We start from the raw sequence: 11,945 nt of genomic DNA on the forward strand, positions 1-11,945 counted from the left end.
CGGCGGCCCGACCCGGGGCACCGGGCGGGCCGCGGACCTGCCCGGATGTGTTGCAGATCCGCCACGATGGCCGGGCTCGGCGCGCTCGGGCCCGGCCCCCTGCATAAGGTCGGGGACAGGGCCGTCGGACCGGTGGGGCGCGGGCGGCGAGAAGCGACCCGTACGACACGCAAGGGGAGAACGATGGCGGCGGAGCTGGTCCGGGGGCAGAACCACCCGCTGGACCGCACCCGTGTGGAGATCCGGATCGCGGCCGACGGGCCCGTCCTGGCCGGGGTCACGCTCGGCGACGAACAGGGCCGGTTGTCGGGCGCCGAGGCGGTGGCCCATCCGGGCGCGCCCCGCCGCGTGGGCGTCGAGGTGCCCTCCGGGCCGGCCGCCGTACAGCGCATCACCGTCGATCTCGGCGCGCTGCCCGGCGCGGTGCACCGGGTGAGCGTGCTGCTGGCGCTGCCGGTCGGGCCCGGCGCACCGCGCGGCTTCGGCGCCGCCGCCGCGCCGTCCGTCGCCGTGACGACCCCCGACGGCATCCCCCTCGCCGGGTACACCGTCACCGGCCTGGGCCCCGAATCCGCGCTGGTCGCCGTGGAGCTGTACCGACGACGGGGCGCCTGGCGGATCCGTGCCGTGGGCCAGGGGTACGCCGGCGGGCTGGCGGAGCTGCTGCGCGACCAGGGGCTGCCGGGGGCCGCGGAGCTGGCCGCGCGGATCGAGGAGGCGACCGGCACCTCACGCGCCCCGGCGGTGGCCGCCCCCGACCCGTCGGCCGCGCCCGACCCGGTGCCGGCGATCCGCCCCGAGCGACCGGCCCCCGGGCCCACCACCTTCGCCCCGGAGGCCGAGTCGCTCGCCGGGGCCCTCGGTGCTCCCGGTGCCCCCGACGCCCCGGCGGTCGACCTCGGTGCCCCGCCGGCCGGCGCCCGCCTCGACTACCGCCATCCCCGACGCCCCGCCGCCTCCGCGGCCGCCCCCGTGGCCCCGCCCGCTCCCGCCCCGCCCGCGGCAGCCGGAGGCGGGGACGGCCCGGCCGTCCCGGTCGCCGGTGACGCCAACGGCTGGAGCATGGAGGAGCGGCTCTACAACCAGGTCCGGGGCATGTTCGAGGACCTGGCCCGGTCGGTCGCGGCGTACCGCGGCGCCGCCGGCTTCGCCGCCTCCCGTCTGGAGCGGGAGCTCGACGAGGCGCTCGCCGACCCCCGCGCCCGTCTGGGCGGCGCCACAGAGGCCGCCCGCGTCGCCGCCCGGGACCGGCACGCCGACCTGATCGGCCGGGCCCGCGCCGTCCTCGACCGCGACCTGGCCCAGCTCGCCGCCGAGTCGGAGGTGGTGGAGCCCGCGCTGCCACCCGCGCTCGCCCGTTGGGACAACCCGGTGTGGCACGCCTACGAGGTGCCGCGGCAGCCCCCGATGGCCGTCCGACTGGGCGATCTGCACCTCCCCGAGGCCCCGGAGCTGCGCATTCCGCTGCTCGTCCGGCTCCCCCTGGAGCGCGGACTGTGGATCGACAGCGGTCCCGGGCCGTATCCCCGTGCCGGGCGGGACCCCGAGCGGGAGTTCGGCCGCCGGGAGCTGGGCGGCGCGCTGACCGACGCGGCGCCCGACGAGGCCGAGCTGGGGCGGCTCGCCCTGGAGACCGCCGTCGCGGTCGCCGCCCGGCTGCTGGCCGCCCACCCGCCGGGCGGGTATGCCGTCCGGGTCCTCGACCCCGCCGGCTCGGCCGGGCCGGCGCTGGCCCCGCTGCGGGAGAGCGGCGCGCTGCCCGAGCCTCCGGCCGCCGGTGCCCGGGGCGTGGCCGCGGTGCTGGAGGCGCTGACCCGGCGGGTCGATCTCCTCCAGATGGCGGTGCGCCACCGTGCGACGGAGGCCCTGCCGCCGGAGCTGGACCCGGCCGAGCAGCTGCTGATCGTCCATGACTTCCCGCACGGCTTCGACGACCGCGCGCTGAACCAGCTGCGCTATCTGGCCGACGAGGGCCCCGCGGTCGGGGTCCACCTGATGATGGTCGCAGACCGGAGCCGGGCACGGGAGTACGGCCCGGTCCTGGACCCGCTCTGGCGCGCCCTGCTGCGGCTCACGCCGGTCCCGGACACCCATCTCGCCGATCCGTGGGTCGGCCACGCCTGGATATACGAGCCGCCACTCGCGCCCCGGCGCAGCGAGGTGATCCGCCGGGTGCTGGACCGCGTCGCCGAGGCCCGCCGAGCCGCGGACCCGCAGACCGGCTGACACCGACCTCGCCAGCTCAAGGTCAAGCCCCTCACCAGCGGCTTTACCCTTTCCTTTGCCATTTCATGAACCTCCTTTACCATTTCTTGTACGGAGGGGCGTCGGAGTCCCCCGGCAGCGACGACGCTGTGTGTGCCGTATGACCCTGCCGGAGGAGCAGTGGACGTTTCCCTGAACCTGTGGGTGCTGACCATCCTCGGTCTGTGCGCCCTGATCGCCGTCGACTTCTTCATCGGCGGACGCAAACCCCATGAGGTGTCCCTCAAGGAAGCCGGTGTCTGGACCGGTGTCTGGATGGGACTCGCCGTGCTGTTCGGGCTCGGCCTGCTGGTGTTCGGCGGGAGCGCGCCGGCCGGCGAGTTCTTCGCGGGCTTCATCACCGAGAAGTCGCTGAGCGTCGACAACCTCTTCGTCTTCGTCCTGATCATGAGCAAGTTCGCGGTGCCGGCCGTCTACCAGCAGCGGGTGCTGATGGTCGGGGTGCTGATCGCGCTGGTGCTGCGCGCCGGGTTCATCGGCGCCGGCGCGGCGATCATCGCCAACTTCTCCTGGGTGTTCTACCTCTTCGGCGCGTTCCTCATCTGGACCGCCTGGAAGCTGATCCAGGAGGCGCGGGCCGGCCAGGAGGACGAGGAGTTCGAGGAGAACCGCTTCCTGAAGGCGGTCGAGCGCCGCTTCCCGTCCACCGACCGGTACCACGGCACCAAGCTGTTCATCGTGGAGAACGGCCGGCGGCTGATGACGCCGATGCTGATCGTCATGCTGGCGATCGGCACCACCGACGTCCTGTTCGCCCTGGACTCGATTCCGGCGATCTTCGGCCTGACCCAGGACCCGTACATCGTCTTCACCGCCAACGCCTTCGCCCTGATGGGCCTGCGGCAGCTGTACTTCCTGATCGGCGGGCTGCTGAAGAAGCTGGTCCACCTCTCCTACGGCCTGTCGGTGATCCTCGGGTTCATCGGCGTCAAGCTGGTGCTGCACGCCCTGCACGAGTCGGGAGTGGCCGTCCCGGAGATCAGCATTCCGGTCTCGCTGGGCGTGATCTGTGCGGTGCTGGCCATCACGACGGTGACCAGCCTGCGGGCCTCGCGCCGCGCCGCGGCGGCCGGGCCGGAGACCGGGGAGCCTGCGGCGCCGGCGGTCGCGGACCGGTCGGACACCCGCCGATAACGGCCCGGGCCCGGCGGGCGACTATCCGCCCGCCGGGCCCGGAACCGGGCGTTCGGCCGCTACCAGCCGCGCTCCTGCCACTCGGCGAGGTGCGGCCGCTCGGCGCCGAGCGTGGTGTCGGAGCCGTGGCCCGGATAGACCCAGGTCTCGTCCGGCAACGCGTCGAAGAGCTTGCGCCGCACGCCGTCGAGCAGCGTGCCGAACCGCTCGGCATCGCCCCAGGTGTTGCCGACCCCGCCGGGGAAGAGACAGTCCCCGGTGAAGACGTGCGGGTGCCCGTGCGGGTCGTCGTAGACCAGCGCGATGCTGCCCGGGGTGTGCCCGACCAGATGACGTGCGGTCAGCCGGACGCGGCCGACGGTCAACGTGTCGCCGTCCTCGACCAGTACGTCCGTGGGGACGGGGATGCCCTCGGCGTCGTACCGCCCGGCGTACGTCCGTGCGCCGGTGGCGTCGACGACCTCGCGCAGCGCGCCCCAGTGGTCGCCGTGCTGGTGCGTGGTGACCACGGACGCCAGACCGCTGTCACCGATCAGGGTGAGGAGCGTGTGCGGCTCGGCGGCCGCGTCGATCAGCAGCTGCTCGTCGGTGGCCCGGCACCGCAGTACGTACGCGTTGTTGTTCGTGGGACCGACCGCGACCTTCGAGATCATCAGGTCGGTCAGCTCGTGCACGTCGGCCGGTCCGCCGACCTTCACTGCTCCGCTGTAGGTCATGGCACCAACTCTAGAGCGGGGGGATGACCGGCAGCGGCGCGCCGTGGGTGTCCAGCAGACCGCCGTCCGCGCGCCCGGTCAGCCAGCCGACCAGGTCCCGCGCCGAGCCGCTCACCACCACCGGCCCGGCTGACGCCCCGTCGCCCGAACCGTGGCCTCCGGTCCGCCATCGGCGGCCGTCGTCGGCGTGCAGCTCCAGTGCCGTCAGCTTCGGGTGGCGGGCGAACTTGATCCCGGTGAGGAAGTCCAACTCGCTGTCCACGAAGTCGTCCGGCAGCTGCTCGACGGTGTAGCCGACGCCCAGGTCGACGTGGTGCAGTTCCACCTCGGCCAGCCGGCGCAGCGCCAGCCGATCGGCCCGCTCGACGACGCCGTTGCGCATCTCGACCTCGTACGCCCGGCGGTTCTCCGGCAGGGCCCGCGCCGCGGCCTCGAAGCGGGCCGCGCTCTCCCCGAGGTCGTCCAGGTGGACCTTCAGCGGACGGTCGGCGCCCCGCTCGATGTCCTCGTCGCGCGCCGCGGCGCTGGCGTACATCGGTGTGGGGACGCCGGTCCGCGCCCAGTTCAGGAGGTTGACCAGGGCGTCGGCGTTGCGGGCCAGATGGGCCAGGACGTGGCCCCGGGTCCATCCGGGGAGCAGCGACGGCTCGCCGACCGCGTCGTCGTCGAGCTTGCCCAGGGAGACCAGCAGACGGTCGGCGGAGTCGTGGACGGCGGCCACGTCGCGGGCGAAATCACGAGGGATGGTCATGGTTCGACGCTAGCGCCGCCCGGGCGGGTCCGGGAGACGGACGCAAACCTTCCGGGTGGCAATGAGGTGGTGCCCGGTGGCACGAGTGGTGCGCGCGGGCGTGGAAGGGGCGGACGGGGTACCGCCCTTCCCACGCCTGTACGCCGGCATGGGGCGTGCCCGTACAGCGGACCCGATCTATGCCGGCACCTGGGCGGGCACCCCGAACCACCGGCCCAGCGCCGCGTCCAACTCCTCGTCGCCGCCGGGCGCGTCGGCCGCCCACGCGGTGCAGCCGTCCGGGCGCACCAGGAGGCCGGCCAGGTCGGGCCGGTCCGGGCAGCCCGCGGTCACGATCCGCACCCGGTCGCGGTGGCCGGCCGCGCGTTCGCGCAGCGCCGGGTCGTCGGCGAGGTCGAGCAACAGGCCCTGGCCGCCGTGCAGGTGGTCGGCGAGCCGACGGCCGTCGGACAGCTCCAGGTCGGGGGCGCTGCGGCCGGTCAGCGGGTGCGTACCGGGCAGGTCGTAGCGCTGCCAGACGCCGGAGATCTTCTTGACGAAGAAGGTGGTGGCGTCGGTCGTCCCGGACAGCTCGGCGATCACCCGGCGCAGCGCCCCGGCGTGCGACTCCGGCCGCATCAGCGCCACTTGGGCCCGGGTCCAGTCCAGCACCCACGCGCCGATGGGGTGCCGCTCGGCGGTGTAGGTGTCGAGCAGCCCCTCGGGTGCCCGGCCGTGCACCGTGGCGGCCAGCTTCCAGCCGAGGTTCATCGCGTCGCCGATGCCGAGGTTGAGGCCCTGGCCGCCGAACGGCGAGTGCACATGGGCCGCGTCGCCGGCCAGCAGCACCCGGCCGCGGCGGTAGGTGGACGCCTGTCGGGCGTTGTCGGTGAACCGGGTCGCCGAGATCACCTTGGTGACCGTCACGTCCGGGACGCCCGAGACCCGGCGCAGCGAGGTCTGCAACTCCTCGGCGGTGATCGGGGCTTCGCGGTCCTTCGGCGGGCCGTCGAACTCCACGGTCAGGATCCGGCCGGGCATCGGCCCGTGCACATACGTCCCGGTGTCGGTCCAGTTCCAGCCGGCCCCCAGGGCGTCGGCGCCGGTCAGCTCCACGAGGGCCTGGTGGCCGGTGATCGAGGGGTCGGTCCCGGGGAAGGGGAAGCCGGCGAGCCGGCGCACCGTGCTGCGACCGCCGTCGCAGCCCACCAGCCAGCCGGCGCGCAGCGACCCCTCCGAGGTGTGGACGTGGACGGTGCCGCCGTCGGTGTCGTCGGTGTCGAGGCCGGTGAGGGTCACCCCGCGGCGCACCGTGACGCCCAGTTCGGCGGCGCGTTCGCCGAGGACCCGCTCCAGGGCCTCCTGGGGTATCAGGCCGACCTCGCCGGCCGGGCCGCTGTCGCCGAAGTCCGGGTCCGACTCGTCGAGCAGGTCCCCGCGGAGCATGATGCCCGCGAAGTGCCCGGCGAACTTCGGCGCCGGCCCCGGTGCGGCGGCGCCGGCCGCCTGCCGTTGCCGGGCGAACGCGCCGAACCGCGCCATGGCGGCCTCCTGCACCTCCACCAGGGCCGGCAGCAGTCCGCGCCGGTAGAAGGCTTCCGCGCTGGGGGTGTTGATCGCCCCCGCCTTGATCGTGGTGTCCACCTCGGTCAGTCGCTCCAGGACGACGACCGAGACGTCCGCCAGTGCCAATTCGCAGGCGAGCATCAGCCCCACCGGGCCGCCCCCTGCCACTACTACGTCTGCGTCGCGCTTCATGAGCAAGAGTGTAGTGACTAAAAATTTATTCTCGCTACAATTTTTCCTTTCGGAAGGAGAGACGGTGGCGGAGAAGAAGTCGACGGGGGAGCGGGAGTCGGGGCGGCCGGTGGTGCGGTCGGCGGCCGGGAGTGCGGACGACGACGGGCGGCTGGGCCTGCGCGAGCGCAAGAAGCTGCTCACCCGACAGCGGATCTCCGGCGAGGCCACGCTGCTCTTCATCGAGCGCGGCTTCGACAACGTCGCCGTCGCCGAGGTCGCCCAGGCCGCCGGGGTGTCCACGATGACGGTCTTCAACTACTTCCCGCGCAAGGAGGACCTCTTCCTCGACCGGGTCCCCGAGGCCGTCGAGCTGGTCGTCGGCGCGGTGCGGGGGCGCGGCGCGGACGAGACGCCGCTGGCCGCGCTGCGCCGGCTGGCGCTGGAGCTGCTGGCGCGGCGGCACCCGTTGGGCGGGCCGGGGGAGGGGTTCGAGCACTTCTACCGGACCGTGCTGGAGGCGCCCTCGCTGCGGGCGCGGGCGCGGGAGGCGGTGCAGGAGGTCGAGGCCGCGCTGGCCGGGGCGCTCGCCGAGGCGGCCGGCGGCGACCCCGCGCGGCCCGGTCGGGACGCCCGGTTGGCCGCGGCGCTGATCATCGCGGGCTGGCGGACGTTCTTCGTGGAGGCCGTCGTCCGGCAACTGGAGGGTGACCCCGCGGACGAGGTGGCCGTTGACCACGAAGCAGTGATCCGGCACACGTTCGACGTGCTGGCGCGGGCGCTGCCCGACGGGGGGCTCGGGCGGGGTTGAGCGCGGGCGTGCCCCGGGGTGCCGGCCGCTGAACGGTGTAACGGCTGGTCATCGCGGTGGGAAGGGTGCGGGGCCGCCACACGTTTGGGTGAAGAGGGCTTGCGAGGCCCGTAAATCGAATGCGCGTGCTATAGGCTCGTGTGTGGCATCCCAAAGACAGTGCCGCGGCGGCCCCCATACCCTTGGTCCGGGGCCCGCTCCGCTCCGCCGCCTCTGCTCGCTCACCGCGCGGTGGACGCAGCCCGTGGCTTCCGCCCCTCTCCAAGAAAGGTGCCGACCGGCGTGGCCGACCGTCTCATCGTCCGTGGCGCTCGCGAGCACAACCTCCGCAACGTCTCGCTCGACCTCCCCCGCGACTCCCTCATCGTCTTCACGGGGCTCTCCGGGTCGGGCAAGTCCTCGCTCGCCTTCGACACGATCTTCGCCGAGGGGCAGCGGCGCTATGTCGAGTCGCTCTCCTCGTACGCCCGGCAGTTCCTCGGGCAGATGGACAAGCCCGATGTGGACTTCATCGAGGGGCTGTCCCCCGCGGTCTCGATCGACCAGAAGTCGACCTCGCGCAACCCGCGCTCGACGGTCGGCACGATCACCGAGGTCTACGACTACCTTCGGCTGCTCTTCGCCCGGATCGGCAAGCCGCACTGCCCGCAGTGCGCGCGGCCGATCGCCCGGCAGTCGCCGCAGGCCATCGTCGACAAGGTCCTGGAGCTCCCCGAGGGCAGCCGCTTCCAGGTGCTCTCGCCGCTGGTGCGCGAGCGCAAGGGCGAGTTCGTCGACCTCTTCTCCGACCTCCAGACCAAGGGCTACAGCCGCGCCCGGGTCGACGGGGAGACCATCCAGCTCACCGATCCGCCGAAGCTGAAGAAGCAGGAGAAGCACACCATCGAGGTGGTCATCGACCGCCTCACGGTCAAGGAGAGCGCCAAGCGCCGGCTGACCGACTCCGTCGAGACCGCCCTCGGGCTCTCCGGCGGCATGGTCATCCTCGACTTCGTCGACCTCGACGCCGACGACCCGCAGCGCGAGCGGATGTACTCCGAGCACCTCTACTGCGCCTACGACGACCTCTCCTTCGAGGAGCTGGAGCCCCGCTCCTTCTCCTTCAACTCGCCCTTCGGCGCCTGCCCGGACTGCACCGGCATCGGCACCCGCATGGAGGTCGACCCCGATCTGATCATCCCGGACGAGGAGCGCTCCCTCGACGAGGGCGCCATCCACCCCTGGTCCGGCGGCCACACCAAGGACTACTTCGGCCGCCTGGTCGGCGCACTCGCCGACGCCCTCGGCTTCCGCACGGACATCCCGTGGGCCGGCCTGCCGCAGCGCGCCAAGAAGGCCCTGCTGCACGGCCACAAGACCCAGATCGAGGTCCGCTACCGCAACCGCTACGGCCGCCAACGGGCCTACACCACCGCCTTCGAGGGCGCGGTGCCGTTCGTCAAGCGGCGGCACAGCGAGGCGGAGAGCGACAGCAGCCGGGAGCGCTTCGAGGGCTATATGCGCGAGGTGCCCTGCCCGACCTGCGAGGGCACCCGGCTCAAGCCGATCGTGCTCGCCGTGACGGTCCAGGAGAAGTCGATCGCCGAGGTCGCGGCCATGTCGATCAGCGACTGCGCCGACTTCCTGCGCTCGATGACGCTCAACTCCCGCGAGAAGACCATCGCCGAGCGGGTCCTCAAGGAGGTCAACGAGCGGCTGAAGTTCCTGGTCGACGTCGGCCTGGACTACCTCTCGCTGAACCGCGCGGCCGGCACCCTCTCCGGTGGCGAGGCCCAGCGCATCCGCCTGGCCACCCAGATCGGCTCCGGCCTGGTGGGCGTGCTCTACGTCCTGGACGAGCCGTCGATCGGCCTGCACCAGCGCGACAACCACCGGCTGATCGAGACCCTGGTGCGGCTGCGCGACATGGGCAACACCCTGATCGTGGTGGAGCACGACGAGGACACCATCAAGGTCGCGGACTGGGTGGTCGACATCGGCCCGGGCGCCGGTGAGCACGGCGGCAAGGTCGTCCACAGCGGCCCCATGAAGCAGCTGCTGGCCAACAAGGACTCGATCACCGGCCAGTACCTCTCCGGCAAGAAGGCCATCGCGACCCCGGACGTCCGCCGTCCCACCGACCCGTCCCGCCGGCTGACCGTCCACGGCGCGAAGGAGAACAACCTCCGCGACATCGACGTCTCCTTCCCGCTCGGGGTGCTCTCCGCCGTCACCGGAGTCTCCGGCTCCGGCAAGTCGACGCTGGTCAACGACATCCTCTACACCCACCTCGCGCGCGAGCTGAACGGCGCCAAGTCGGTGCCCGGCCGGCACACCCGGGTCGCCGGCGACGACCTCGTCGACAAGGTGGTGCACGTCGACCAGTCGCCGATCGGCCGGACCCCGCGCTCCAACCCGGCCACCTACACCGGCGTCTTCGACCACGTCCGCAAGCTCTTCGCGGAGACGATGGAGGCCAAGGTCCGCGGCTATCTGCCGGGCCGCTTCTCCTTCAACGTCAAGGGCGGTCGCTGCGAGAACTGCTCCGGCGACGGCACCATCAAGATCGAGATGAACTTCCTCCCGGACGTGTACGTCCCGTGCGAGGTCTGCCACGGCGCGCGCTACAACCGCGAGACGCTGGAGGTGCACTACAAGGGCAAGTCCATCGCCGAGGTGCTGGACATGCCGATCGAGGAGGCGCTGAGCTTCTTCGAGGCGGTGCCGACCATCGCCCGCCACCTGCGGACGCTCAACGAGGTCGGTCTCGGCTACGTCCGGCTCGGCCAGTCCGCGCCGACCCTCTCCGGCGGTGAGGCGCAGCGCGTCAAGCTGGCCAGCGAGCTCCAGAAGCGCTCCACCGGCAGCACCGTCTACGTCCTGGACGAGCCCACCACCGGTCTGCACTTCGAGGACATCAGCAAGCTCATCAAGGTGCTGTCCGGCCTGGTCGACAAGGGCAACACGGTGATCGTCATCGAGCACAACCTCGATGTGATCAAGACCGCGGACTGGGTCATCGACATGGGTCCCGAGGGCGGCAGCGGCGGCGGCATGGTCGTCGCTGAGGGCACCCCGGAGCAGGTCGCGTCGATCCCGGCCAGCCACACCGGCAAGTTCCTGCGGGACATCCTCGGCGACCGGGTCAGCGACGCGGCGCTGGTCGACGGCGGGCCCCGGAAGCCGGCCGCCCGGAAGACCGCGGCGAAGAAGGCCGTGGCGAAGAAGGCCGTGGCCGCCGCTTCCGCCGGGAAGACGACGGTGACCGCCTCGACCGCGGCCAAGAAGACGACGGCCAAGAAGACGACGGCGAAGAAGACCGCGGCCAAGAAGGACGCCGCCGCGACCACGGCCGAGAAGGCCCCGGCGAAGAAGACCGCGGCCAAGAAGACGGCGACGCGGGCCCGCCGGGCCTCCTGACGCCGTATCGCGACACCGCCGCACGCGGCACAGCGGGGGCGGAGCCTCTTCCCGGGGCTCCGCCCCCGCTGTGCTGCCCGCGGCCCGTCAGGCGACGGGCCCGTCGGCCCCTCGCTCCGTCAGCTCCGCGGCGAACGGCGGCTCGGCGCCCGCCCGGGAGCACGTGACGGCGGCAGCCCGGGCGGCGAAGCGCAGGATGTCCTCCCAGTCGCCGTCGCCGAGCGCCTCGACCGCCGCGTACGACAGCGCGCCATGGACGTCCAGCCGGTGCAGCAGCGCCGCGTTGACGGTGTCGCCCGCGCCGATGGTGTCGACGACGGCGATCCGCTCGCCGGGTACCGCCACCTCGCCGCCGCCCCGGGTCAGCACCGTCAACCCGTCGCCGCCGTGGGTGAGCACGATCGCCGCGGGCCCGACGGCCAGCCACTCCCGGGCCGCCGCGAGGGCCGCCGCCCGATCGGCCCCGGGCGCCCCCGGCGCGCCCGCGTCCGCACCTGCACCCGTACCGGCCCCGGCCAGCCACAGCGCGTCCTCGTCGGACAGCTTCAGCAGCGCCACGTCCGACAGCCAGGAGCGAAAGCGCGCCCGATAGGCGTCCGCATCGGGGATCAGCCCCGGGCGGACGTTGGGGTCGAGCGCGGTGAACACCCCGCGCCGGGCCTCCCGGCGCAGCAGCGCCTCGTACGCCCCGGCGCCCGGCTCCAGCACCAGCGAACAGGTGCCCAGGGAGAGTGCCCGCACCGCCTCGGGCAGCGCCGGCGGCAGGGTGAAGAGCCGGTCGGCGGTGCCCTCCACGTAGAAGCCGTAGCCGGCCGAGCCGTCCGGGCTGATGTCCGCGACCGCCAGGGTGGTGGGCTCCGGGCCACGCTGCACCAACGAGGTGTCCACCCCGCCGTCGCGCAGACCGCGCAGCAGCGACGCCCCGAAGGTGTCGGTGGAGACCCGCGAGCAGAACGCGGCGGGCGAGCCCAGCCGCCCCAGCGCCAGCGCGGTGTTGTACGGCCCGCCGCCGCGCCGCGGCAGCAGCGTCGGCAACGTCCCGTCCGGGGAGGGCTGTTGACTGGGGACGAGGTCGATCAGGGCCTCGCCGGCGACGACGATCACGGGGTGCGGGTCCTTTCCTGCGGCGGCCGGGGCCGGCCGGGGCGTGGCG

Annotated in this window: 8 protein-coding genes; 4 read left to right on the forward strand and 4 right to left on the reverse strand. The window is 73.2% G+C overall.

Features of this window, described 5'->3' with window-relative positions; genetic code table 11:
* Positions 1-183 precede the first annotated feature (183 nt).
* Complete coding sequence (locus SNOUR_RS29290) at positions 184-2,226, forward strand: TerD family protein (protein ID WP_067352837.1); 2,043 nt, start codon at positions 184-186, stop codon at positions 2,224-2,226.
* Between the two features lie 159 nt (positions 2,227-2,385).
* Positions 2,386-3,399, forward strand: coding sequence for a TerC family protein (locus SNOUR_RS29295; protein WP_067352838.1), 1,014 nt, complete (start codon positions 2,386-2,388; stop codon positions 3,397-3,399).
* A gap of 59 nt (positions 3,400-3,458) precedes the next feature.
* Here the strand turns inward: SNOUR_RS29295 and SNOUR_RS29300 are convergent, their stop codons facing one another.
* From SNOUR_RS29300 to SNOUR_RS29310, 3 genes are all read right to left on the reverse strand, one after another.
* The gene (locus SNOUR_RS29300; protein ID WP_067352840.1) at positions 3,459-4,115 is read right to left on the reverse strand and encodes an MBL fold metallo-hydrolase; all 657 of its coding nucleotides are present in this window, start codon (positions 4,113-4,115) and stop codon (positions 3,459-3,461) included.
* A 10-nt stretch (positions 4,116-4,125) separates the two neighbouring features.
* Complete coding sequence (locus SNOUR_RS29305; RefSeq protein WP_067352843.1) at positions 4,126-4,866, reverse strand: maleylpyruvate isomerase family mycothiol-dependent enzyme; 741 nt, start codon at positions 4,864-4,866, stop codon at positions 4,126-4,128.
* A 177-nt stretch (positions 4,867-5,043) separates the two neighbouring features.
* A complete protein-coding gene (locus SNOUR_RS29310; RefSeq protein WP_067352846.1) occupies positions 5,044-6,603 on the reverse strand; it encodes an FAD-dependent monooxygenase in 1,560 nt (519 codons plus the stop codon).
* A gap of 64 nt (positions 6,604-6,667) precedes the next feature.
* On the opposite strand from SNOUR_RS29310, the gene SNOUR_RS29315 reads away from it, so the two are divergent.
* Complete coding sequence (locus SNOUR_RS29315) at positions 6,668-7,393, forward strand: TetR/AcrR family transcriptional regulator (protein ID WP_376738551.1); 726 nt, start codon at positions 6,668-6,670, stop codon at positions 7,391-7,393.
* A gap of 282 nt (positions 7,394-7,675) precedes the next feature.
* A complete protein-coding gene (gene uvrA, locus SNOUR_RS29320) occupies positions 7,676-10,792 on the forward strand; it encodes an excinuclease ABC subunit UvrA (protein WP_067352849.1) in 3,117 nt (1,038 codons plus the stop codon).
* 87 nt (positions 10,793-10,879) lie between these two features.
* On the opposite strand, the gene SNOUR_RS29325 is transcribed toward uvrA, so the two are convergent.
* A complete protein-coding gene (locus SNOUR_RS29325) occupies positions 10,880-11,896 on the reverse strand; it encodes a carbohydrate kinase family protein (protein WP_067352852.1) in 1,017 nt (338 codons plus the stop codon).
* Between the last annotated feature and the right edge of the window lie 49 nt (positions 11,897-11,945).

It is taken from the genome of Streptomyces noursei ATCC 11455 (genome assembly GCF_001704275.1).
Lineage (GTDB): Bacteria > Actinomycetota > Actinomycetes > Streptomycetales > Streptomycetaceae > Streptomyces > Streptomyces noursei.